This is a genomic window from Streptomyces sp. NPDC049585 (assembly GCF_040675615.1).
Classification (GTDB): domain Bacteria; phylum Actinomycetota; class Actinomycetes; order Streptomycetales; family Streptomycetaceae; genus Streptomyces; species Streptomyces luteosporeus.
Genome location: NZ_JBFAPE010000036.1, coordinates 35360 through 57872, shown reverse-complemented (window position 1 = coordinate 57872; position 22513 = coordinate 35360). Strand labels below are relative to the sequence as shown.

The window sequence follows — 22513 nt, the reverse complement described above, 5'->3', positions numbered from 1 at the left end:
TCTACGACCCGGTCGCCAACATCGTCGCGTCCTGCAACTACGCCGCCGACAAGTACGGCTCCATGGACAACGTCAACTCCGCCTACTGATCGACCTCACCCCGAGGAAGACCACGGCCTTGCGCATGTCCCGAAAGGCTGAATCCCGCCCGCTGCGCCCTGCCGCGCCTGCCCCTTCTGCTTGAGTCGTCCGCCGGAGATCACACAGGCCCGGAGAGGACGACGACGCACCCATGAGCATCAGGACCACCGTCACCACGGCAGCGACCGCGACCGCACTGGCCACCGCTCTGGGCATGGGCGCGGTGCACGCCGCCCCCGGTGGCGGGGGCTGGCACCAGGAGGGCCTCTCGCTCAATGCCGCCGACAACAAGAAGGTCGACGCGTACTGGGCCCACGCGCGCAAGGCCGAGCGGTCGATCAGCCCGCAGGTACGGGCCGCCGCCCGGCTCAGCCACGCCGAGGTGATCGGTTTCGACCACCGTCTGAAGTCGCCCGACTCCCTCAAGCGCAAGGTGGCCACCGCCCTCAAGGAGTCGCCGGGACACAACGTGAACGAAGTCCTCACCACGGTCAACGACTCCGTCCGCTACACCCTGCAGTGGCCCGACCGCAGGTACACCGCCGGGGTGCGGACCGCCTCCGCCACCCTGGTCGCCTGGGGCAACGGCAGCGTCAAGTGGTCGAACACCTGGGAGCGCAAGGACGGTTACAAGGCCATCAACAGCGCATGGCGGGCACCGCGCTCCGGCCAGCGCTTCGAGGTGCAGTTCCACACCCCGGCCAGCAAGCACGCCCAGGAAGTCACCCACAAGCTGTACGAGGAGCAGCGCCTGCCCTCCACGTCGCCGCAGCGCAAGCGCGAGCTCCAGGAGCAGCAGAACGCCGCCTTCGCAGCCGTCCCGGTGCCCAAGGGCGCCGAGCACCTGACGGCACCGGACGCACGCCGGCCGGTCCCGGCCGGCAGGCACTGACGCAATCGGCCCACCGCTTCCCCTGCAGCTCGCCGTCCGACCGGCGTATCCCGCCCAAGAAGGATAAATTGGTCGGAAGTGCATGCGAGAGGAGGGACGGCATGTCCTCGAAACGGCGTCGCAAGAAGAAGAAGTCCCGCATGAAGGGCGCCAACCACGGCAAGCGGCCCCAGACCTGAGCACCACCGGTGAGGGGACCGACCAGGACCCGCACGACGACGTCGTGACGCTGCTCGAGGAGCAGCACGAACGCATCCGCCGGCTCTTCCAGCGGGTGCGCGCCACGAGCGGCGACGAACGCCGCGAGACGTTCAGGGAACTGGTACGGCTGCTGGCCGTGCACGAGACCGCCGAGGAGGAGGTCGTGCACCCCTCGGCACGGCAGGCCCTCGGCGGGGCCGGGGACCACCTGGTCGACGCCCGGCTGAAGGAGGAGCGCAGGGCCAAGGAGGCCCTCGGCCGTCTGGAGGACATGGACGTCGAGGACCCCCGGTTCGCTCCTGCGCTCATCTCCCTGCAGGAGTCGGTGCTCACCCACGCCGAGATGGAGGAGCGCATGGAGTTCGGGCAACTGCGCGCGAACCTCTCCCCGGCCCGGCTGGCGGCCATGGCCACAGCGGTCAGGGCAGCCGAAGCGATGGCCCCGACCCACCCGCACCCCGGCGTGGAGTCCCGGGCCAGGAATGTGATGCTCGGCCCCATGGCCGCGGTGATGGACCGTACCCGTGACATCGTCCGCAAGGCCATGGGCGGCGGCAAGGACGGGTGACCACCGGGGCGCCATGGCAAAGCAACGGCTGCGGTTCGACGGCTGGATCGCGGGAGCCGGCACCTCCACCGGCACCCGCATCGTGCTGGGGCACTGGCCCCGCACTCCCTTCGGCGCGTTCAGCGACGTCATGGTCGAACACGCCGACGGCACCCGGCTGCTGCTCGCCCCCACCGACCGTACGGCCGCATTCATCGCCTCCACCTACGCCTTCGACCGGGTACGCGTCGAGCCGGTCACCGTCCAGCGGGCCGGGAACGACTGGTCGGTCATCAGCGACTCCCTCACCTGGCACTTCACCACCGGCCCCCTCGGCCTGCCCGGACGCCTCCTGCGCCTGGTACCGCCCGCGCTGGCCGCTCGTCCCGCATGGATCCGCTGCGCCGACCTGCCGGCCCGGATGCTGGGGCTGCGGACCTGCGGAAGCGGGCGTGCCGGCCGCCGGGAGTTCTACGGCATCCACGACCTGCGGCCCATCGTCATGACGACAGGGCAGTGGGAAGGCACGAGCCTGGGCGGGCTCAGCCGAGTCGAGCCCCCCGTTCGCTTCGGCTTCGCCTCCGTCCCCCGCCGGCCCGCTCTCATCCGCGTCACCACGACGGTCGACCTCCCGGCCGGTGGGCTGGCCGGACCACCGGCCGGAAAGAGCCCCGCCTGACCCGGCGGCCCTGCCGCGACCGGCAAACCCTGGTCGGGCTGGGAGCAGATGGACGGCCTGCTGAGGCCCTGACGACCGTGCCGCCGGGGCCCGGGGCCCCGGCGGTGGCGTACGCGCAGGAAAGCCGGAGATATTCGCTTCAGCGTCACCCGCGCTCCCAAGTACCCTGGCGCGCATGCCATGACCTCGCCGCCGCAACGGCGCCCGACCTCGTCAGCGAGCGCCCCCGCACTCCTTCGCCCGCCCGCCCTCACCACCGGCCTCGCGAAGGAGAACCCACCCATGCCCGCCACACCACCCCTCCGCGTCCCCGACGCCTTCGCCCTCTCGTACGGGGCCAACGGCCCCCAAGCGCGCGCCTGGCTCACCGGCCTGCCCCGCCTCGGCGAGGAGTTCCTCGACCGGTGGGACCTGCGCCCGGACGGCCCGCCCACCCACGGCATGGCCTCGCTCGTCCTGCCCGTCCTGCGCGCCGACGGCACCCCGGCCGTCCTGAAGTTCCAGCAGCCCCGTGAGGAGACCGCCGGCGTCGCGGCCGGCCTGCGGGCCTGGAACGGCGACGGCGCCGTCCGCCTGCTCGACCACGACGAGGACAGCGGCACCCAGCTGCTGGAACGCCTCGACGCCTCCCGTACCCTCGCCTCCCTGACCGACAGCCGCGCCGCGCTGCAGACACTGGCCGAGCTGATGGCCCGTCTGACAGCCGTGCCCGCCCCGCAAGGTCTGCGGCAGTTGGCCGACATCGCCGCCGCCATGCTGGACGAGGTGCCCCGGGCCGTACGCGCGCTGCACGATTCCACCGAGCAGCACCTCCTGCACTCCTGGGCCAGCGCCGTGGCGGAACTGGCCGGCGAGGCCGGCGACCGCCTGCTGCACTGGGACCTGCACGACGGCAACGTCCTCGCCGGCGAGCGCCGGCCCTGGCTGGCCATCGACCCCGAACCCCTCGCAGGCGACCCGGCGTTCGAGCTGTGGCCCGCCCTGGACGCCCGCCTGGACGAGGCGATCGCCTCCGCCGACCCCGAACGGGCCGTGCTCCGCGGCTTCGACCACCTCACCGCCGTCCTCGCCCTCGACCGGCGGCGCGCCGCCGGCTGGACCGTCGGACGGATCCTGCAGAACACCCTGTGGGAGATCCAGGACGGCGCCACCGCCCTGGACCCCGCCCAGCTCGTCATCGCCCGGGCAGTGCAGCGCCGAGCACGCTAGGCCGTGTCCGGCGGATCGTCGTCCCGCGCCACCACGGCGCCCCGTAAGGGGCGCGGGGCACTGCATGATCCGCCGGCAACGCCCTCGGGAGTGCGGGCAGCCGCCGCCTGGTTTCCGCCCGCTTCCTCCTGCGAAGGATCGAAAGGGGGCACGGCGGAGGGGGAGAACGTGACCGTGATCGTGGGGCTCGTGCACAACGACCGCGTCCATCTGGGCGGGGACTCGGCCGGCGTGTCCGGCCTCAGGATCACCGTCCGCCGGGACCCGAAGATCTTCCGCAACGGGCCCTACGCCATGGGCTTCACCACCAGCTTCCGCATGGGGCAACTCCTGCACCACGCCTTCAAGGCGCCCAAGCCCAAGGGCGACCTGGACGGGTTCATGGCCACCGTCTTCGTCGACAAGCTGCGCACCTGCCTGAAGAACGGCGGCTGGGCGCGCAAGGACTCCGAACAGGAGCAGGCCGGAACGTTCCTGGTGGGGATACACGGCCGCCTCTTCGTCATCTACGACGACTACCAAATAGCCGAACCGGCGGACGGCTACGCGGCCGTCGGCTGCGGAAGCGAGATCGCGCTGGGCGCACTCCACGCCACGTCCGCACTGGACGTCAAGCCCCGCAAACGTCTGACCCTGGCCCTGGTGGCGGCCGCCCACCACAGCGCCGGGGTCTGCGCGCCCTTCACCTACGTCACCGCGGCCAAAACCCCTCCCGGACAGACGTAGCATGCGGCCATGACGCAGACGCCGCCCCGCTTCCCGCCCCATCCGATCCGTGGCGTGCACGTACTGCACCGCAGGATCAATTGCGCGCCGCACTTCGCCGAGATCACCGTGGACTTCGAGCCCGCGCCCGAGGGCTTTGCCTTCGAAGTGGCCGAGGGGCTGACGCCGGCGTACGAACCGGCGGACGATGTGCCGCGCTTCTTCGCAGCGGTCGCCGCGGGAATCGAGGAGCAACTGCGCCTGCCCGAACACGGCATCGTGCCCGCCACGCGGGTGGTGCTGCGCCAGGCCCGGGCCCATGCGTGGGGCTCCCACGAACTGGCATTCCGCATCGCGGGCCACCTCGCCGTCGGCAAGGCCCTGTGCCACGACACCGGACCTGCCGACGTCACCTGTTCTCCGGCAGCCTCCGCAGGTTCGCCCGGCCGACGGTGACGTAGAGCCCGGTCCCGGTGACCACCCGGCAGTGGTCGCCCTCCTCGCGCAGGAGGAGCACCGGGGTCCCGGCCGGCAGCATTCCGTCGGGCTCGGGAGCCCGCTCGGACCGCTCGAACCAGTACGGGTGCACCTCCTCGAGGACGTGGCTGAACCGGTTGGGCGCCGGCCGCACGACGTTGTCGCGGGGAATGACCGCCTCGGAGCCGAGGACGGTGGCGTCGGGCCTCAGGACGGCGCGCTTCTCCTCTCCCCGCGCGTCCTCGTGCCCGCCTGGGGCCCGCCGCTCGCGCTCACCGTTCATGAGCGTGCATCCTCACGCCGCCGCCAGCAGGCTGTCCTCGGGCAGGACGACCGGAATGGTGCGCTGCACCGTGCCGGCGCCGACGGGCGCCGCGTGGGTGCGCAGCTCGCCCCGTTCGGCCATCTCCAGGTGGTTGGGCAGCATGTACGCGTCGGCGGCCTCGATGTCGACGACGTAGCCGATGTCGCCCAGGCTGGCCACCGTCAGACGGCTGAGCGGGTTCGGGGGACTGGCGACGAAGCCGGTCATCAGCTCATTGGCGAACACCGTCTCGCGCCAGTGCCCGTCACGCGTTCCCGCTCCGCCCTGGTTCTCCACCGGTACGGGCCGCGGCTGCCCCGCGCCGACCAGCTTGCCGTACTCCTCCATGGCTCTTTGGCCGCGGAAGACGGGGTTGTCGGTGCCGGCCCCGTGGAGCACTCCCTTCTCCGTCCAGGGGCGGGTGCCGATGCCGCAGACGTGCCCCATCTCATGGGTGATCACGTCCACCAGCGTTCCCTTGGTCTGCATCTGCTCCAGGTCGTCCGTGTCGAAGGACATCACGCCCTTCGCGGGCAGGAACGCGCCGGGCCCGTTCGCCGGTCGCAGCACCGTCGGTCCCGCTTCTCCCAGGATGTTCCCCGGCCCGTCGATCGACGTGCCCTGGGCCAGGACGAGCAGGTCGTCGACGACCTCGCCGTCGACGCTCACGTCCGGCAGGTCCCCGACGATGACCTTCGCCCAGCGGTCCGCCGCCTTGGCGAACGCGGCCTTCTGCGTCTCGTTCAACCCGCCGAGGAACTGCACAGCGATCGTGTACGGGGACGTGGTGGCGGCGAGCTCGCGCGCACGCCCCGCATCGGCCTTCGCGTAATGGGTCTCGTACTCGACCATGGGTCTCCCTCCTCGAAGGAGGAGTGAAGGAGGAGTTGTTACGGCTGCGCCGGAGAACCCCGGGAGACGTCGTGCGAGAAGCCGTCCACGAAAATTTTCTGCCTCGGGCCCACGAGCGTGAGGAAACCGCCGGCAGGCTCGGCGGGTTCCCGGCGCCGGCGCACTGCCGAGAGGGCGTGCGCTGACATGTCACACGGTGCGAGCAGGGGCGAAACCCGTGCTCCACTACTTCCAGGCTACGCCTGTCCGGGCCGCCGGCAATGTCACGGGGTTCCGCACGAACGCGCAGCACAGCGGAACCACTTCCCCGGCCCGCACCATCTGTTTGATCAACGGGGACCCGGTCAAGCGCATGGGCGCACACGCACAGCACCAAGGCAGGTATTCGGCATGGCCATCAGCAGGCGCACACTCCTGGCAGCAGGCACCGGAGCGGCGGCGACCGCCGCCTGGGGCACCACAGTCGCCATCGGCAGGGCGGGGGCGGCCGGTGCGCAGAAGGCCGGTGCCGCCGACTGGACCGCTCTGGGCAAGGGCCTCGCCGGCGGCCTCGTCCGCCCCGACGACGCCGACTACACCGCCGCCCGCCAGTTGTACAACACCCGTTTCGACGGGCTGCGCCCCGCCGCGATCGCCTACGTCGCCGGCACCGCGGACGTCTCCGCGGTCCTGGGCTTCGCCCGCCGCTTCTCCATACCGGTCTCCATACGCAACGGCGGTCACAGCTACGCCGGCTGGTCCAGCGGCAACGACCGGCTCGTCATCGACGTCTCGCGGCTCAAGAGCATCCGTACGCCCTCCGCGTCCACCGCCGTCATCGGTGCCGGCGCCAAACTCGTCGACGTCTACACGTCGCTGGCCGCGCACGGCGTCACCATCCCGGCCGGCTCGTGCCCCACCGTCGGTGTCTCCGGGCTCACCCTGGGCGGCGGCCACGGCATCCTGTCCCGTGCCTACGGCCTCACGTGCGACAACATGACCGGCGCCACCCTCGTCACCGCCGACGGCAGGACCATCGACTGCGACGCCATGTGGAACCACACCGACCTCTTCTGGGCCCTGCGCGGCGCCGGCAACGGCAACTTCGGCGTCGTCACCGAACTGCGCTTTCGTACCCGCCCCGTGGGCGAGGGAGTGACCGGCTACGTCTCCTTCCCCTGGTCCAAGGCCGCGGCCGTCCTCAAGGCCTGGCAGGAGTGGGGGCCGAGCCGGCCGGACGAGATCTGGTCCGCCTGCGACCTGTCGGCCGCCGGTGGCGGCTCGCCCCACATCTCCGTGGCGGCGTTCACGATCGGCTCGTACGGGGACCTGGAGAACGCCCTCGACGAACTGACCGGCAAAGTGGCCGCGGCGAGCGGCGGCAGCGCCGGCATCGGCACCCCCCGCCTGCGACGCCACTCCTACCTCGACACCGTCCGCGCCTACGCCGGCTGCGGCGACAAGTCCACCGAGCAGTGCCACCTGCCGGGCACCACGCCCGGCCGCGAGTCCTCCGGCCAACTGGAGCGCGAGACGTACACGGCCCGCTCGGACTTCTTCGACCGCTCGCTGGACGCGACGGGCGTACGCACCCTGCTCGACCAGGTGGAAGGATTCGGGCGCGGCGTCAAGGGCGGGGGAATCTCGGTGCAACTGACGGCCCTGGGAGGGGCGATCAACCGCATCAAGCCGCTGGGAACGGCCTTCGTGCACCGCCGGTCGCGGATGCTGGCCCAGTATCTGACGTCATGGGCGGCCGGCGGGACGGGAGCGGCGCAGACCGCCTGGCTCGACGGCATGCACGCGGCGATGCGCCCCCACGCCTCCGGCGCCGCGTACCAGAACTACACGGACCCGGGCCTGAAGGACTGGCGCACCGCCTACTACGGCGACGCGGCGGACCGACTGACCAAGCTGAAGCGGCAGTACGACCCCGAGCGCGTCTTCGACTTCCCCCAGGCCCTGTGACGCCGGGACCCCCGGCTCGCCGGCTCCCCGCCGCCGACGAGCCGGGCGGCCCTCACCCGTTCGCGACCACTCAGTCGAGGCAGAACTCGTTGCCCTCGACATCCTGCATCGCGATGCACGACTCGTTCTCGTCATCGGCGGGCAGGAGTTGCACGCGTGCCGCGCCGAGCGCGACCAGGCGTGCGCATTCGGCCTCGAGTGCGGCCAGGCGCTCCTCACCCACGAGCCCGGTGCCGACCCGCACGTCGAGGTGCACCCGGTTCTTGACGACCTTGCCCTCGGGAACGCGCTGGAAGAACAGCCGCGGACCCACACCCGAGGGATCGCTGCAGGCGAACCATGCACCCCGCTGCTCGGGAGGCAGGCTGCCATGGAACTCCTCCCACGTGGCAAACCCCTCCGGGGGCGGCGGGGCGACGTAGCCCAACACCTCGCACCAAAAACGAGCGACGCGCTCGGGTTCTGCGCAGTCGAAGGTGACCTGGAACTGCTTGATCGACGTCATCGGTGCATCATAGGGGCCCTTTCGTCGCCCCCACGGGCCCGCGGCCGACGCCCCGTCAGCCGCCCGGGAGACGGACAAGGGCCAGACCATCACGTTCGGCTATATGTCACTGCAAAGGACTGATTCCGCCAGAACAAGGGCAGATTGTCGCCGGGCGGGGGACCGAACAGCACTGCCTCAAGGGGGAATTCATGCCGGACGAGCAGGCGAACGACGTCGTCCGCGGCGGAAGCCCGGACTCCGCAGTCGACCGCGTGGCCGACTTCTACGGCGCCTACATCGACGCCGTCTCCGACGGAACCGACGACCTGGGCGACGAACTGCGCGCCCACTACCTCACCGAAGATCTCCGGGGGCGGCTGGCCGCCTGGGAAGAGGTCAACCACGCCGACGGCGTCCTACGGGCCCAGGACGTCCCCACGCACTGGGACGTCCGCTACCACGACTCCGGCGCCGGACACCTGTTCACCACCGTCACGCTCACCTGGGGCACCGGCCCCGACGCCGGACGCACCCGGCTGGCAGTGCAGAGCGACCTGAGCACCAAGCTCATCTCGGACATCGAGGACGCGCCTCCAAGCTAGGGCGTGTCCGGCGAATCTTCGTCATGCGGCACCACGATGCCCCGAGGTGCTGGTGCGGGTCCGCGCCGCCGGGGTGAACCCGGCCGACTGGAAACGGCGCGCCGGGCACCTGCGCCGGTTCGGCCCACCGCCGTTCACCCTCGGCCTGGACCTCGCCGGAGTCGTGGAGGCCACCGGCGAACAGGCGGGCCGATTCCGCACGGGCGACGCCGTCTACGGGGTCGTCCTCCCGCCGCGCGGGGCCTACGCCCAGTACGTGGCCGTCCCCGAGACTTCCCTGGCACCCGCCCCGGCCGGCCTCGACCCGGTGCACGCCGCCGCACTGCCCACCGCCGGTCTCACCGCCTGGCAACCGCTCGTGCGCGTGGCGGCAATCCGCGCCGGGCAGCGGGTGCTCGTCCACGCGGCGGCCGGTGGAGTCGGCCACCTCGCCGTCCGGATCGCCAAGGCCCACGGCGCCTACGTCATCGGCACGGCACGCGAGGACAAGCACGGCTTCCTGAAGGAGCTGGGTGCCGACGAACTCATCGACTACACCACCACGGACTTCGCCGCAGTGGCACACGACATCGACATCGTCCTCGACCCCATCAGCGGCGACTACGGACCGCGGTCGCTGGAGACCCTCGCCCCCGACGGGATCCTCATCGACATACGCGGCACCGGACCGGACCGCACGGCCGTCCGTGAGCGGGCCCGCGACCGCGGCCTGCGCTACGTCGAGTTCGGCTTCACCCCGTCCGGCGCCGACCTGAACGAGGTCACCGCTCTGGTCGAACGCGGCGCCCTGCGGTCCGCCGTCGACCACGTCCTGCCCATGGAGAAGGCCGCCGAGGCCCACGCCCTCAGCGAGACGGGACGTGTGCAAGGAAAGATCGTCCTGACGGTCGACACGCCCTGGCTGCGGCCGGCGGCAGCGTCCCCCTCCCCGGCGCGCGAGGGGGTCCTCCCGCGTGGCGCATGGCGTACACCGGTGTACGCGACAGCCCTGCGCGGGAAGTGAATCGGAGCGGATCCCCGGACAGAGGTGATCATGAGCACCGACGCGTACCACCACTGGCAAGAGCTCCAGGTCTCCCGGCCCGGCGACGTCCCTCCGGCCACGCCGCTGACATGGCTGGCGCAGAAACATCAGCAGCATGCCGACCGGCTGACCGACCGCCTGCTCCCCGCCGGCGCCCCGCACGACGCCGCCCCGGCCACGGCCGCCGACGCCCTCGCGGTGCTGGCCCTGCGCGAAGCCGTCTGCCGCGAGATGGAACACGGCCGCGGCATGTACCTCTTCGACGCCCTGCGGCTCGGTGCCACCTGGAACGAGGCCGCCGCCGCACTCGACCTCACCCCCGACCAGGCCCGCGATGTGCTGCGCGCCTGGGCCGAGGGCCAGCGCCACCTGTACGCCGCATCCGAGGAACGCGGCGAGCAGCCGCTCGGCCTCGGTCCCCAGGAGCACGCCGCCGTCCTGGCCCTCACCGGGCTCGCTGACGACGAGCCGGTGGCGCCGCGCCGAAGCGGGACGGCGGGGGCGTGACACCCCCACCTTCTATACCCTCATTCGGGTGAATTTCGGCTTTACTTCCCCTTTTCCGTGCTGTGCTGGAGGCGAGCCACGCACGCGTGGCCCACTTCCGCCAGGGAGGGGGGCGTCGGTGCCATGCGGGTGTTCATCGCGGGGATCGACGGGTATCTCGGCTGGCCGCTCGCGCAGCACCTCACCGCGCGGGGCCACGAGACGGCCGGCGTGGATGCCCTGTTGCGGCGCGCATGGGTCGCGGAAATGGGATCGGACAGCGCCGTGCCCGTCGCGCCGATCGACGAGCGGCTCGCGGCCTTCCGGGAGCACTTCGACACCTCTCTGCCCTTCACCCCGACGAACCTGCGCGACCACAACGCGCTGGGGCGTGCGCTCGCGGCCTTCGCGCCGGACGCGGTGGTGCACCTTGCCGAATGCCCCTCCGCGCCGTACTCGATGATCGACCACCGGCACGCGCAGTTCGTGCAGGACAACAACGTCTCGGGCACCCTCGGCCTGCTGTTCGCGCTGCGCGACCACTGCCCCGAGGCCCACCTCGTCAAGCTCGGCAGCATGGGGGAGTACGGCACCCCGGACATGGACATCCCCGAGGGCTTCTTCGAGGTGGAGTTCCGCGGCCGGCGCGACACGCTGCCGTTCCCCCGGCAGGCCGGCTCCTGGTACCACTGGAGCAAGGTCTTCGACTCGCAGAACGTGGCATTCGCCTGCCGCCTGTGGGGCCTGCGCGCCACCGACGTGATGCAGGGCGTCGTGTACGGCAGCTGGTGCCCGGCCGGCGATCCCCGGCTGAGCAGCCGGCTCGACTTCGACGAGGCCTTCGGCACCGCGGTGCACCGCTTCTGCTGCCAGGCCGTCATCGGCCACCCCCTCAGCCCCTACGGCTCCGGCACCCAGCGCCGCGGCGTCCTGTCGCTGGCCGACGCCCTCCAGTGCCTCACGCTCGCCCTGGAGAACCCCCCGGAGCCCGGCGCGTACCGGGTCTTCAACCAACTGCGCGATGTGCGCTCCGTGGCGGAACTGGCCGAACTCGTCCGGGCGGCCGCGCACTGCCTGGGCATCGACGCGCGCATCCTGCCCGTCGCCAACCCCCGGGCCGAGGCGGAGGGCCACCACTACCGGCCCGACAGCAACGAGCTGCCCAGGCTGGGATTTCGCCCCTCCGCCCCCATCGAGGAGGAACTGCGCCGCCTCATCCGCGATCTGCTGCCGCACGCCGACCGGATCGCCGCGCACGCCGACCGCCTGCCGCCGACCGTCCGCTGGCGGCCCGCACCACCGGTGGGCCCACCCCGCCCACCGCACCCGACAGGGAAAGGAAGACACCATGACCAGGACACTGCAGCAGGTCCTGCAGACGGCGGCCGAGGATCCGGACGTCCTGCGCGAACTGCGTGACGGCGCCCCCGCACTGGCCGACCGCTGCGGCCTGACCGGCGAGGCACGCCGCCGGCTGCTCCACGCCGATCAGCTCCTGCCGCGCACCCGCGGCGAGTACGTCACCATCACCCTCCACACCATCACCATCACCGGCGGCCGCACCCTGTGAGCCACCGGCCGGCGGACACCTCCACGCCCGCCATCAGCGTCGTCCTGCCGGCGCGCGACGAGGGTGACAGGGTCGGGGCGACCGTCGCCTCGGCCCTGACGGCCGCAGCCGCACCCGACCGCGTCGAAGTGGTCGTCGTCGACGACTCCTCCACCGCCGGCCGGCGGCCCCGCATCACCGATGCAGCGGACCGGCGCCGTACCCGCGTCATCCGCTCCGAGCAGCACCTCGGCGTCGGCGCCGCACGCAACCTCGCCGCCCGGCACGCCCGCGGCCGGCTGCTGTTCATCACCGACGCCCACACGGCCTTCTCCGCCGGCTGGGACGACGAAGCGCTCCGCCTCGTCGCGCCCGGACGCATCGTCTCCGTCACCGTCCGGGACCGGGCCTCCGACTGGCGCGGCCACGGCTGCCGCCTCGTCGTCCCCTACATGGGCACGCGATGGAACACTGCGGCACCGGCCGACCCCGCCCGCCACGTGCAGATCGCCTCCAGCGCCGGAACGGTCGTCGACAGCGCGCTGTTCACCCGGCTCGGCGGCTACGACGAGGGAATGGTGCACTACGGCGGCTTCGAACCCGAATTCAGCGTCCGGGCGTGGCGGGCCGGTGCCGAGATCGTGCACACCACGGCCATCGAGATCACGCACCGCTTCAAACCGCCCGACGAGTGCACCGCGTTCCTCGGCGCGGCCCGCACCGCGATGGTGCACAACTGCCTGCGTTTCGGCACCGTCCACCTGCCCGAGTCCATGATTCTCGAGATGGTGCGCCTGCACGCCCTGGAATACCCGGACCACGTTCAGCAGGCGTTGGTCATGCTCCAACAACGCGGTGCCTGGCAACGCCGCGCACACCTGGCGGCGTCACTGCCCTACGGCTTCGCCGCGTTCGTCCAGCGCTTCGCCCTGCACGACCAGATCGGACGACCGGTACCCCAGGAATGACCGCCGACGGGTGGTGAGGGCACGCTCGAAAGACCGGCGGGGCGGCCCGCGTCGGCGTGTGGTGGCAGCGGTCCCGCGCATGCCGTGCCGCGTGCGCCCCGGGCGCGTCACGGCGGGAGGAGCCGTACGCCCCCGTGAGCTCCGCCCGTGGCAGGAGCCCGGGCACGCCGGGCCAGCCCCAGGACGCACCGTCAGATCATCGCAGAGCAGGACGATCCGGGTGGATGCCCCCAGCACCATGGAAGTACGGCACAACGCCCCGTACCGCTCGATCCGGTCGGGGCCGCACCAACGGGGGACCATCATCAACGTCACGCGCACCACACCTGCCCGGTTGTCCCAGGAGGACATCCTTTCCCTGATCGACGGCACGGCACTGGCCGTGCACGTCCCCGGCTTCGTCCCGGCCGAGGCCCTCGCCCCGGCCCGCCGCAAGCTCATCGACCACCCCGACCGGGGCGCTCTGACCCAGGCCACCGAGTTCCAGCGCATCGGCTACGCCTACTCCGAGGTCCATGACGACGCCTCCCGCGAGCACTACCACCACCAGGCCCGCGCCGGCATCCAGCGCATGCGCGAGCTGTTCGCCCCCTACGCCTCACCCAGCGACGTGCTGCGCCTGCTGCTGGAGGAGACCTGGCAAGCCGGCGCCCACCTCATGCACATGGACGGCCGCAAGGCGTTCGTCGGCATCTGCCGCTACCAGCACAAGGACGTGGACCTCAACCCCCACACCGACGCCCTGGAGCGCAACCTGCCCGCCGGCCACGCCCTGCACCTCAAGGCCCAGCTCTCCGCCAACATCTACCTCAACATCCCGCGCACCGGCGGCGAGCTGGAACTGTGGGGGACCGAGCCGGGCGAGGAGGTCTACGGCCGGCTCATGGGCGGACGCACCTGGGGCATCGACCGCGCCAGGATCGGCCCGCCCGCCCAGGTCGTCAAGCCCGCACCCGGCGACCTGCTCCTGCTCAACCCCCGCCGCATCCACGCCGTACGCCCCTCCGGCGACGAGCCCCGCATCACCCTCGGCCACTTCATCGGCTACTACGGGACCGCCCGTCCCCTGGAACTGTGGAGCTGACGGTGAACGAGCCGGTGAACGACACCACCGCGCCACCCGCCCTCGGGCGGACCAAGGCCGGCTTCGGCGAAGACGCCAAACAGCTGCCCCTGCACGGCAGGAAGGCCGTGCTGCTCATCAGCGTCGGCCAGCGCTACCACGAGGGCGACAAACTCCAGGCCACCGTCGACCTCGCCAACCGCAGCGGATTCGGCCAGGTGACCATCGCCGTCGCCGACACCCTCCAACGCACCAACTACACCGGCCTGCCGCCCGAGCAGGCGTACGCGCAGGCACTGGCCGCCGGCGACGCCTGGCTCGCCCGCAACGCCGCGATCCTGGACCGGCTCACCATGAGCCACCCGGTGCTGCGCTGGGACCAGGCCCTGCGCGACCCGATGTACCCGGTCTTCCGGGAACGCATCGAGCACGCCTACCACCACGAGCCCGACTACCGGCAGGCCGTGCACGCCACGGTCGCCCGCTTCCTGGACCGGCTCCTGGCCCGCCGGCCCGACACGGACACCCTCGCGGCGTTCCACGACTGCCTGGCCTACCTCATCGAGGAACTGCCCCTGATCATGCCCACCTGGGCGCACCGAGGACACGACTATGTGATCTACCCGCAACCGATGACCACCGCCATGGCCGAAACCCGTCGGCGATTCGTCGCCACCGGATTCCCCGGCAAGGCCGCATGGTTGTCCCTGAGGTTCAAAAAGCGCGCCCTGAGCCCCGGACTGGCCGCCTGACCGACCGGCAGCCGGCCCGCGCAACGGACCGACGCAACGGATGCAACGATCCGACGCAACGATCCGACGCAACGATCCCGTGCAGCACGGGCCGCTGCCCAACCCCGGTGTAGAGGACGTAGAGGACAAGGACTGTGACACCCACGACCGACCGCACATGGTGGGCCTTCGCCGGAGTCGGCCTGATCAGCTTCCTCGGCTGCATCGACCTGACCATCGTCAACACGGCCGCCCCGCAGATCCAGGCCGACCTCGGCGCCTCCGTGACCGATCTCCAGCTCATCGTCAACATCTTCATCGTCGCCCTGCCGATGTTCATGGTGACCATGGGCCGGCTCGCGGACACCTACGGCAGGCGCCGCGTCCTCTACACCGGAACCGTCGTCTTCGGCCTGGCCTCGCTCGGCGCGGGGCTGGCCCCGACCACCGGCTGGCTCATCGCCTTCCGCTTCGTCCAGGGCGCCGCCGGAGCCATCCTGTACACCTCCACCGGCGCCATCGTCCAGAACGCCTTCCCCGCCGCCCGGCGCGGCCGCGCCATCGGCGCCCTCTACGGCGTCAACGGCTTCGGCCTGGCCATCGGCCCCCTCCTCGGCGGCGTCATCGTCTCCGCCCTCGGCTGGCAGTGGGTCTTCTGGCTCAACGTCCCCCTGATCGCCCTCGCCCTGGGCCTGTGCTCCTTCAGCGTGCGCGAGTCCCGCAACGAGGACGCCGGCCCCGGCCTGGACTGGCCCGGCCTCGTCCTGATCAGCCTCGGCATCCCCGCCGTGGTCCTCGCCTTCACCCTCGGCGACACCTGGGGCTGGACCAGCCCCCGCACCCTCGGCCTCCTCGCCTTCGCCGCCTGCGCCCTGATCGCCTTCCAGGCCGTCGAACGCCGCGCCGCCGACCCCATCATCAGCTTCGGCCTCTTCCGGCACCGCGCCTTCCTCGGCGCCATCGTCTCCGACTTCGCCCTCGCCTGCTTCTACGCCACCGTCCTGTTCCTCCTCCCGCTCTACCTCAGCGACGTCCGCGGCTACGACGGCTACGCCACCGGCGCGCTGCTGCTGCCGTGCACGGCCGTGATGGCCGCCCTCTCGCCCTTCGTGGGCCGGCTCACCGACCGCTACGGCCCCCGCAGGCTCCTGGCCGCCGGATTCACGGCGTTCACCGCCGCCGCCCTGCTGCTGTCCGCCGTCACCCCCGGCAGCGGCATGCCCCACCTCGTCCTCGCCCTCGTGGCCATGGGCCTGGGCTGGGCCCTCGTCCTCGGCCCCGCCACCGTCTCCGCCCTCTCCGCCGTTCCCGAACGCCAGGCCGGCCTGGCCGTGGGCTCCTCCTGGACCTTCCACAACCTCGGTGGCGCGATCGGCCTGGCGGCAGGCGTCAACCTCTACCGCGTCAGCAGCGACCACGCCCTGGCCGGTGAACTGATCGACCACCAGATCGCACCGGGTCCCTGGACGAAGGACGTCGTCGCCGACACCCACCAGGCGGCCACCCTCCTGCGCGAGCACACCTCCCTCACCTCAGACCAGGCCCAGGCGGTCTTCGCGCGCACGTTCACCGACGGCATGCAGGCCGCGATGACCCTCCTGACCGCCACCTCCCTGGCCGCCCTCGTCGTCCTCGGTCTCCTGGCCCTGTCCGCCCGCCGCGCCACCGCACCCGCGTGCGAGCCGGTGCTGGACGAGGAGGCAGCGCACTGAGGGAATCACGAGGGCATCACCCCGCCCCTGAATCACCCCGTCCCTGATCACCACGTCCCCTGAATCACCCCGTCCCGTTCAGCGCCGCAGCCTGCTCGCGAAGGGCGTCGACGAGGGTCGTGACCTGGGGGTGGTCGCGCCGGCGGCCGATCGTGGCGATGCCGATGTGCCGGGTCGGGACCGGTGACGCGATCGGCACGACGTGCAGGCCCGGCACGTGCGGGGTCAGTGCGACGGAGGGGACAAGGGTGACGCCCATGCCCGCGGCGACGAGCGAGCGGGCGAAGAAGTAGTCGGTGGTCGTACCGCGCACCTGTGGGGCGAAGCCGGCACGCTCGGCGTAGCGGCGCAGGTACGCCTCGGTCTTCAGGCACCCGAGCACCCACGGCTCGGCCGCCAGCTCGGCCAGGTCGAGCACTTCGCGGCCGGCCAGAGGATGTCCTGTCGGCAGGACCACGTGCAGAGGGTCCTCCAGGAGCGCGGTCCACTGCAGACCGGAGTGCGGGCCTTGCTGTCCGGGCAGCGGGCCGTCGAAGTGGTAGGCGAGTGCGAGATCCACGGCGCCCTGGCGGACCAGCGGCAGGCTGTCCTCGGGCTCGCCCTCCCTGACGTGGAGCACGGTGTCGGGATGCGCCGCCGTGAGGCGGCCGAGCGCGCCGGGCAGCAGCAGCCTGCCCCCGCTGGAGAACGTGGCGACGGTGAGCCGGGTGCGTCCGGTGCCGAGCCGGTCGACCTGCCGCCTGGCGTGGGCGAGTTCGGCGGCGACCGATTCGGCGGCACCGACCATGATCCGGCCGGCCGGGGTGAGGGTGACGCCGCGGGTGCTGCGGGCGACGACCCGGGTGCCGAGGCTGCGTTCGAGGGCGGCCACGTGCTGGGAGACGGCGGAGGGGGTCAGTTGCAGGGCGCCGGCCGCCTGGTTGAAGCTGCCGTGCTCGGCCACCGCCCGCAGGACGCGCAGCCGCTGTAGGTCGATCAACAGTTTGCCTTTATACGTCGTCAGTAAGTGATCACTTCTGCTGATGACGGTAGATCCTCAGGATGGAGGCATGCAAAAGATCTGCGTCATCGGCGGAAGCCGGTACTTCGGCAAGCTCCTCGTCCAGCGCCTGCAGGCCGCCGGCCACCAGGTCACGGTCGTCAACCGCGGCTCCACCCGGCCACCCGCCGGCGTCGAGCACCTCGTCGTCGACCGCAACGACGAAGCCGCCCTGACGGCCGCGCTGGGCACCCGCACCTTCGACGTCGTCGTCGACCAGGTCTGCTACACCCCCGTGCAGGCCGCCATCGCCGCCCGCGCCTTCACCGGCCGCACCCGGCGCTACGTGATGACCTCCACGATCGAGGTCTACGACCCGGCGACCGCCGCCCTCGCGCCCCTGCCGGCGGACACCCTGGTGCCGGAGGAGAGCGTGGATGCGGCCGCCTGGCGGGTCGCGACCGATCTGCCCTGGCACGACGAGGCGTACCTTCAGGCGCACTACGCCGAAGGCAAACGCCAGGCGGAAGCCGTCCTCACCCGCACCCCCGGCTTCGCGTTCGCCTCCGTACGCAGCGCCCACGTGCTCGGCGGCGGCGCCCAGGAGTTCACGGGCCGGCTCGCGCACTACGTCGAGCGCATCGCCCGGGGCGAGGAGATCACCGTGCACGCTCAGGCACGGCCCACGGTGTTCATCCACTACGAGGAGCTGGCGGACCTGCTGCTGTGGGCGGCCACCGCCACCGACTTCACCGGCCCCCTCAACGCCTGCTCCGACGGCCTTCTCGACGTACGCGACCTGAGCGCCGCCGTCGCCGCACGCACCGGACGCCGGCCCCTGTACCGGACCGTCGCCGACGGCGAGAGCGCCTCACCGTTCTCCTTCGACCGCCACTACGCCATGAGCAACGCCCGCGCCCGGCACCTGGGCTTCGCCTTCTCCCGCACCGCCGACTGGCTGCCCGGCGCCGTCGCCGAAGCCCTCACCGCATCCGCCGCCCCCACCCTCTGAAGGAACACGAACCACCATGCGCCACCGCAGCATCGGAAACACCCTCGTCAGCGCCGTCGGCCTGGGCGCCATGCCCCTGTCCATCGAGCACCGACCGGACGAACAGCGCGCCGTCGCCACCCTCCACGCCGCCCTCGACGCCGGCATCACCCTCATCGACACCGCCGACAGCTACCACTGGCACGCCGGCGAGGAAGGGCACAACGAACTCCTCATCGCCCGCGCCCTGGCCTGCTACGGCGGCGACACCTCCGACGTCCTCGTGGCCACCAAGGGCGGCCGCGGCCGCCCCGGAGACGGCAGCTGGACCGTCACCGGCCACCCCGAGCACCTCAAGCGCGCCGCCCGGGCCTCCGCCCGGCGCCTGGGCGTCGAGGCCATCGGCCTGTACCAGCTCCACAAGCCCGACCCGGCCGTCCCCTGGGCCGACTCCGTCGGCGCCCTGCGCGAGCTCCTGGACGCCGGCACGATCCGCGCCGCCGGCATCTCCAACGTCACCACCGCCCAGATCCACCAGGCGTACGCGATCCTGGGCGACGGACTCGTCTGCGTACAGAACCAGTACTCGCCGGCAGTCCGCGACAGCGAGCCCGAGCTGCAGCTGAGTACCGAACTCGGCCTGGCCTTCCTGCCCTGGAGCCCGCTCGGCGGCATCACCCGCAGCTCCCTCGACGGCCCCGCCGCCCCGGCCTCGGCGGGCACCGCCTTCCACCGCGTCGCCGCCGAGCACGGCGTCAGCCCCCAGCAGATCGCCCTCGCCTGGCTGCTGGCCCGCTCCCCGGCGGTGATCCCGGTGCCGGGAGCCAGCCGCCCCGCCTCCGTCCAGGACTCCGCCCGGGCCGCGAGCATCGAGCTGAGCGCAGCGGAGCTGACGCAACTCGAAGCGGCACTGCCGGGCTGAACCTGCCCCGGCACCGCAGCCCCCGCACCGCAGCCCCGGAAGAACATGCCTTCACACCTCTCCTCGACCGACACGCTCCGTGCCACCATGTCCACTTATGGCGCAGGGCGAGCGTGAGGGCGAATTACGGCGCATCGTACGTATTTCCGCACCCGGGGACCACGTGCAGGAAAGAGACGTCGCGTCGCTGGAGGCCTGGCTCAAGGCAGAGCCGGAGTTCAAGGACCAGGTGCAGGTCAAGCGTGCACCACGGCGCGCCGGGAGCGGCGCGCCCATGGGGCCGCTGCTGGACATCGTGCTCCATGTGATCGACTGGAGCGGTTCGGCGGTCGCGGCAACGCTCGTCAGCCGGGTGGCGGACTCCATCAAGGAATGGCGTACGAGCCGCCGGGCCCTCGGCGACCAGGATCCGCCGCAGTTCCGGGCAGAGCTGGACGACGAGCGGGATCAGCACGATGGCGGCTCCTGAGCCGCACGAGCGGCAGCGCAACCGCGCCCTGCTCGTCGGAGTGACGCAGTACTCCAGCGGAAGACCCCTGGAAGTCGCGGACGACCTCGGTGACATAGCGGCCGTCCGGCACAACCTCGACCAGCTGCGCGAAGCGCTGCGGGCGGGCGGAGTCTTCGACGAGGATGCGATCGAGTCCCTCGAATCGCCCGGGCTGGAGAAGTTCGAAAGCCGCCTCGGCCACGCACGGGACCGCACCGACGGACTGCTGCTCGTCTACTTCGCCGGGCACGGCATCGTCGACACCCGCACCAACAGCCACGGCCGACTGCTGCTGGGCCTGCGCGACGCGAAGGTCGAACACGGCGGGCCCAGCTTTCCCGGCTGGGTCCGCTGGGACGACGTGCTCAACCGCCTCTCCTCCGGCGTCCGGCGGCCCCGCCGCACCGTGGTGATCCTCGACTGCTGCTACGCCGGCAACGCGGCCGGCGCCTGGGAGGAACTCGACGAGCAGGACCAGGAACGCATCGCCCTGCTGCTGGCCGTCCAGAAGAACCAGCGCATCGACGCCGGCGACCCCGCCACCCCCACGCCGTACACGGCGGAACTCGTACGCCTCCTGGCCGAGGGCGCCGGCGACTCCGGCGGACCGGTCGGCCTCGGGGCCCTGCAGGAAGGACTCGCGGCCCGCCTCAAGGACAGGCGGACCGTGGGCAGGAAGCGCTGGAGCCCCCAGGCCTGCCACAAGGACACCGCGACCGCCGAGATCCTCGCCCGCCCACCGGAACCGGCTGAGGACGGCGAAGGGCGGGACGGAGCGGGAACCGGAGCCGGGACAGGAGCCGGCGCCGGTACGCTACGGGAAACGGGCATGGCCGCCGTACCCCCGTCCGGGCGTCGCCGCCTGATCCTCGCCGCGCTGACGACCGCTGTGGTCGCCGCTGTCGCAACCGTCGTCTGGTGGCTGCTCACCGGCGATTCGAAGGGCGAAGGCCCCGCTGCCTCCTGCGCGAACCACCCGCCCCTCGAACTGCGCGTCCTCACCGATCCCGACCTGCTGCCGGTCACCCGCAAGGCCGCGGACGGCTTCGTCGCCTCCCGGGCCAACACGGACGAACACCATTGCCGCCGCACCGGCATCACGGTCTACGGCGCGGGGGCTGCCGAGACCGTGGAGGCCTTCCGCACCCAGTACGGCGAGTGGGCGCACGTCGGCCGCGCCGGATTCAACCCCGTCGGCACCGTGGGCCCGCAACCGGACGTGTGGATCCCCGCGTCCTCGGCCGGCGCGCGGCGCGCCCAGGACGAGGCGGGCAACCAGTCGTCGGTGCTCACCCTGGACTTTGACACCACACCGCTCGCCTACGCGCCCATGGTGCTCCTGCTGCCCGAACAGCTCGCCGAGCACGCGGGCGCACGCACCGGCCGCACACTCGCCGAACTGATGACGGCGATGAAAGGACGGAACCAGCAGGCCGAGGTGCGGCGGCCGGACCCCGCGCTCACCGACGCCGGCCTGGCCGCGGCCCTCGGCCTCTACCGCACCGACGCGCCGCGCACCGTCGAGATGGGGCAGCGCCGCCAGGGACGGGCCGCCCCGACGGGACGGGATCTCGTGTGCGCACTGGCCCGGGGGAATTCCGCCGAGGAACGCGCCACCGACCGGCGCACCGCGGTCCTGGTGGCCGAGCCCACGCTCGTGCAGTACCGCAGTTGCGTGGGGGAGACCGGGGTGACCCGGGTGGCGGAATACCCCGACGACGTGCCCGCGCTCGACCCGGTGTTCGTCCACGTCCGCTGGAACGGCGCCCGCCGGGACGAGAACGACCGGGAGGCGGCGGTCCGGCGCTTCCACGACTGGCTCACGTCGGACGACGGCCGGAAGGTCTTCCAGGGCGAGGCGCTCCGCAGCACGCCGGGGTCGCCCCTGCCGTCCCCGCCGGCCGGGCTGCTGTCGGCGGGCCCCGGGCCCCTGCCCCGTGCCCTGACCCCCGACCAGGCGAGCGACACCCTCGAAAAGCACCGGCAGGCCACGGCCGCCAGCCGGGTCTCCTTCCTCCTGGACAGCTCGGGATCCATGAGCCGCTGGTGGGACGGACCCAACGGCGCCCGCGAGATCCTCAAACAGTCGTTGAGCCGCTTCGGCCCCGACGACGCCTTCGGCGTGTGGTCCGTCGCATCGGCCGGCTCGGATCCCCCCTCCCGCGAACTCCTGCCCTTCGGCACGCACGGGTCCTGGTCGCGGACGGCCGACAAGAGCGAGCAGGACAAGGCCGCCGACGCCGGACGGAAGATCGACGCGGCCACACCGCAGATGAACCTGGAGGCGGACATCGGCGGCGCCCTGCGCGCGGCACTGGACAGGATGCCCCGCGGCGACGAGGACGACGGCCATCCCCAACTCGTCGTCCTGCTCACCGACGACGAGGACAACGACCGCCTGAACGCCTCCCAGCAGAACGACCTGCTCTCCTTCGTGCGCGACCGGAAAGTGCCCGTGACCATGGTGTCGTTCGACTCCGGCGGCTGCCTCAAGGACCGCCTGGACCTGCGCGTGGCCGAAGCGAGCGGAGGGACGTGTCTTGATGGCCGGGGCGATCTCGCCAAGGGGCTCGATGCCGAGATCGCCCAAGTGGCACAGGGCCGCCAGTAAGCAC

General features: G+C 72.0%; 24 protein-coding genes and 1 pseudogene. 21 read left to right on the top strand and 4 right to left on the bottom strand.

The genetic code is table 11. The annotated features are described in order from the left end of the window. The 7 genes and pseudogenes from AB0K17_RS26775 to AB0K17_RS26745 all read left to right on the top strand — a co-directional run. A pseudogene (locus AB0K17_RS26775) lies at positions 1-89 on the top strand (lytic transglycosylase); the annotation flags it as partial. 143 nt (positions 90-232) lie between these two features. Next, entirely contained in the window at positions 233-973 is a 741-nt protein-coding gene (locus tag AB0K17_RS26770; RefSeq protein WP_365984532.1) for an ATP nucleotide 3'-pyrophosphokinase, read from the top strand. Positions 974-1196: 223 nt separating this feature from the next. Beyond that, positions 1197-1742, top strand: coding sequence for a hemerythrin domain-containing protein (locus tag AB0K17_RS26765; protein ID WP_365969101.1), 546 nt, complete (start codon positions 1197-1199; stop codon positions 1740-1742). 13 nt (positions 1743-1755) lie between these two features. Continuing rightward, entirely contained in the window at positions 1756-2400 is a 645-nt protein-coding gene (locus AB0K17_RS26760) for a hypothetical protein (protein ID WP_365984531.1), read from the top strand. Between the two features lie 282 nt (positions 2401-2682). Next, complete coding sequence (locus AB0K17_RS26755) at positions 2683-3609, top strand: aminoglycoside phosphotransferase family protein (RefSeq protein WP_365984530.1); 927 nt, start codon at positions 2683-2685, stop codon at positions 3607-3609. 168 nt (positions 3610-3777) lie between these two features. Next, the gene (locus AB0K17_RS26750) at positions 3778-4335 is read left to right on the top strand and encodes a hypothetical protein (RefSeq protein WP_365969104.1); all 558 of its coding nucleotides are present in this window, start codon (positions 3778-3780) and stop codon (positions 4333-4335) included. A 9-nt stretch (positions 4336-4344) separates the two neighbouring features. Then, complete coding sequence (locus tag AB0K17_RS26745; RefSeq protein WP_365984529.1) at positions 4345-4770, top strand: hypothetical protein; 426 nt, start codon at positions 4345-4347, stop codon at positions 4768-4770. On the opposite strand, the gene AB0K17_RS26740 is transcribed toward AB0K17_RS26745, so the two are convergent. Continuing rightward, positions 4724-5074 carry a hypothetical protein gene (locus tag AB0K17_RS26740; protein WP_365969106.1) on the bottom strand — a complete coding sequence of 117 codons (351 nt, stop codon included), beginning with the start codon at positions 5072-5074 and terminating at the stop codon, positions 4724-4726. The genes AB0K17_RS26745 and AB0K17_RS26740 overlap by 47 nt on opposite strands. Before the next feature lie 12 nt (positions 5075-5086). Then, positions 5087-5947 (bottom strand): leishmanolysin-related zinc metalloendopeptidase, encoded by an 861-nt coding sequence (locus tag AB0K17_RS26735; protein ID WP_365969107.1) that lies wholly within the window; start codon positions 5945-5947, stop codon positions 5087-5089. 396 nt (positions 5948-6343) lie between these two features. Here AB0K17_RS26735 and AB0K17_RS26730 point away from each other — a divergent pair, with 396 nt between their 5' ends. Next, positions 6344-7894 carry an FAD-binding oxidoreductase gene (locus AB0K17_RS26730; RefSeq protein ID WP_365984535.1) on the top strand — a complete coding sequence of 517 codons (1551 nt, stop codon included), beginning with the start codon at positions 6344-6346 and terminating at the stop codon, positions 7892-7894. Between the two features lie 70 nt (positions 7895-7964). On the opposite strand, the gene AB0K17_RS26725 is transcribed toward AB0K17_RS26730, so the two are convergent. Continuing rightward, on the bottom strand, positions 7965-8399 hold the full coding sequence (locus AB0K17_RS26725) for a VOC family protein (protein WP_365984528.1): 435 nt from the start codon (positions 8397-8399) through the stop codon (positions 7965-7967). 191 nt (positions 8400-8590) lie between these two features. On the opposite strand from AB0K17_RS26725, the gene AB0K17_RS26720 reads away from it, so the two are divergent. The 9 genes from AB0K17_RS26720 (at position 8591) to AB0K17_RS26680 (ending at position 16516) form a co-directional block, all read left to right on the top strand. After that, complete coding sequence (locus AB0K17_RS26720) at positions 8591-8983, top strand: hypothetical protein (RefSeq protein WP_365984527.1); 393 nt, start codon at positions 8591-8593, stop codon at positions 8981-8983. A 46-nt stretch (positions 8984-9029) separates the two neighbouring features. Then, positions 9030-9986 carry an NADP-dependent oxidoreductase gene (locus AB0K17_RS26715; protein WP_365984526.1) on the top strand — a complete coding sequence of 319 codons (957 nt, stop codon included), beginning with the start codon at positions 9030-9032 and terminating at the stop codon, positions 9984-9986. A gap of 30 nt (positions 9987-10016) precedes the next feature. Then, positions 10017-10514 (top strand): hypothetical protein, encoded by a 498-nt coding sequence (locus AB0K17_RS26710; protein WP_365984525.1) that lies wholly within the window; start codon positions 10017-10019, stop codon positions 10512-10514. A gap of 123 nt (positions 10515-10637) precedes the next feature. Beyond that, positions 10638-11912 carry an NAD-dependent epimerase/dehydratase family protein gene (locus AB0K17_RS26705; RefSeq protein ID WP_365984524.1) on the top strand — a complete coding sequence of 425 codons (1275 nt, stop codon included), beginning with the start codon at positions 10638-10640 and terminating at the stop codon, positions 11910-11912. Continuing rightward, entirely contained in the window at positions 11842-12063 is a 222-nt protein-coding gene (locus AB0K17_RS26700; protein ID WP_365969113.1) for a hypothetical protein, read from the top strand. Before AB0K17_RS26705 ends, AB0K17_RS26700 begins: the two co-directional genes overlap by 71 nt. Further along, complete coding sequence (locus AB0K17_RS26695; protein ID WP_365984523.1) at positions 12060-13010, top strand: glycosyltransferase; 951 nt, start codon at positions 12060-12062, stop codon at positions 13008-13010. The genes AB0K17_RS26700 and AB0K17_RS26695 overlap by 4 nt, the downstream gene beginning before the upstream one ends. 220 nt (positions 13011-13230) lie before the next feature. Continuing rightward, on the top strand, positions 13231-14094 hold the full coding sequence (locus AB0K17_RS26690) for a hypothetical protein (RefSeq protein ID WP_365984522.1): 864 nt from the start codon (positions 13231-13233) through the stop codon (positions 14092-14094). 2 nt (positions 14095-14096) lie between these two features. Beyond that, the gene (locus tag AB0K17_RS26685) at positions 14097-14825 is read left to right on the top strand and encodes a tRNA-dependent cyclodipeptide synthase (protein WP_365984521.1); all 729 of its coding nucleotides are present in this window, start codon (positions 14097-14099) and stop codon (positions 14823-14825) included. A gap of 134 nt (positions 14826-14959) precedes the next feature. After that, on the top strand, positions 14960-16516 hold the full coding sequence (locus AB0K17_RS26680) for an MFS transporter (protein ID WP_365984519.1): 1557 nt from the start codon (positions 14960-14962) through the stop codon (positions 16514-16516). Positions 16517-16580: 64 nt separating this feature from the next. Here the strand turns inward: AB0K17_RS26680 and AB0K17_RS26675 are convergent, their stop codons facing one another. Continuing rightward, positions 16581-17495: a LysR family transcriptional regulator gene (locus tag AB0K17_RS26675; RefSeq protein ID WP_365984518.1), complete on the bottom strand. Its 915-nt coding sequence runs from the start codon at positions 17493-17495 to the stop codon at positions 16581-16583. Positions 17496-17565: 70 nt separating this feature from the next. Here AB0K17_RS26675 and AB0K17_RS26670 point away from each other — a divergent pair, with 70 nt between their 5' ends. From AB0K17_RS26670 to AB0K17_RS26655, 4 genes are all read left to right on the top strand, one after another. Then, a complete protein-coding gene (locus AB0K17_RS26670) occupies positions 17566-18507 on the top strand; it encodes an NAD-dependent epimerase/dehydratase family protein (protein WP_365984517.1) in 942 nt (313 codons plus the stop codon). A gap of 16 nt (positions 18508-18523) precedes the next feature. Beyond that, entirely contained in the window at positions 18524-19408 is an 885-nt protein-coding gene (locus tag AB0K17_RS26665) for an aldo/keto reductase (RefSeq protein ID WP_365984516.1), read from the top strand. 97 nt (positions 19409-19505) lie between these two features. Next, a complete protein-coding gene (locus AB0K17_RS26660) occupies positions 19506-19877 on the top strand; it encodes a hypothetical protein (RefSeq protein WP_365969121.1) in 372 nt (123 codons plus the stop codon). Further along, positions 19864-22509, top strand: a complete 2646-nt coding sequence (locus AB0K17_RS26655; protein WP_365984515.1) for a VWA domain-containing protein — start codon at positions 19864-19866, stop codon at positions 22507-22509. Before AB0K17_RS26660 ends, AB0K17_RS26655 begins: the two co-directional genes overlap by 14 nt. Positions 22510-22513 lie beyond the last annotated feature (4 nt).

What these genes read in the sequence shown, in the direction of transcription:
- AB0K17_RS26705 (WP_365984524.1), top strand. Translation starts at nt 10,638, where the DNA reads ATGCGGGTGTTCATCGCGGGGATCGACGGGTATCTCGGCTGGCCGCTC.
- AB0K17_RS26760 (WP_365984531.1), top strand. Translation starts at nt 1,756, where the DNA reads ATGGCAAAGCAACGGCTGCGGTTCGACGGCTGGATCGCGGGAGCCGGC.
- AB0K17_RS26665 (WP_365984516.1), top strand. Translation starts at nt 18,524, where the DNA reads ATGCGCCACCGCAGCATCGGAAACACCCTCGTCAGCGCCGTCGGCCTG.
- AB0K17_RS26725 (WP_365984528.1), bottom strand. Translation starts at nt 8,399, where the DNA reads ATGACGTCGATCAAGCAGTTCCAGGTCACCTTCGACTGCGCAGAACCC.
- AB0K17_RS26720 (WP_365984527.1), top strand. Translation starts at nt 8,591, where the DNA reads ATGCCGGACGAGCAGGCGAACGACGTCGTCCGCGGCGGAAGCCCGGAC.
- AB0K17_RS26740 (WP_365969106.1), bottom strand. Translation starts at nt 5,074, where the DNA reads ATGAACGGTGAGCGCGAGCGGCGGGCCCCAGGCGGGCACGAGGACGCG.
- AB0K17_RS26700 (WP_365969113.1), top strand. Translation starts at nt 11,842, where the DNA reads ATGACCAGGACACTGCAGCAGGTCCTGCAGACGGCGGCCGAGGATCCG.
- AB0K17_RS26660 (WP_365969121.1), top strand. Translation starts at nt 19,506, where the DNA reads ATGGCGCAGGGCGAGCGTGAGGGCGAATTACGGCGCATCGTACGTATT.
- AB0K17_RS26745 (WP_365984529.1), top strand. Translation starts at nt 4,345, where the DNA reads ATGACGCAGACGCCGCCCCGCTTCCCGCCCCATCCGATCCGTGGCGTG.
- AB0K17_RS26770 (WP_365984532.1), top strand. Translation starts at nt 233, where the DNA reads ATGAGCATCAGGACCACCGTCACCACGGCAGCGACCGCGACCGCACTG.
- AB0K17_RS26735 (WP_365969107.1), bottom strand. Translation starts at nt 5,947, where the DNA reads ATGGTCGAGTACGAGACCCATTACGCGAAGGCCGATGCGGGGCGTGCG.
- AB0K17_RS26655 (WP_365984515.1), top strand. Translation starts at nt 19,864, where the DNA reads ATGGCGGCTCCTGAGCCGCACGAGCGGCAGCGCAACCGCGCCCTGCTC.
- AB0K17_RS26670 (WP_365984517.1), top strand. Translation starts at nt 17,566, where the DNA reads ATGCAAAAGATCTGCGTCATCGGCGGAAGCCGGTACTTCGGCAAGCTC.
- AB0K17_RS26755 (WP_365984530.1), top strand. Translation starts at nt 2,683, where the DNA reads ATGCCCGCCACACCACCCCTCCGCGTCCCCGACGCCTTCGCCCTCTCG.
- AB0K17_RS26710 (WP_365984525.1), top strand. Translation starts at nt 10,017, where the DNA reads ATGAGCACCGACGCGTACCACCACTGGCAAGAGCTCCAGGTCTCCCGG.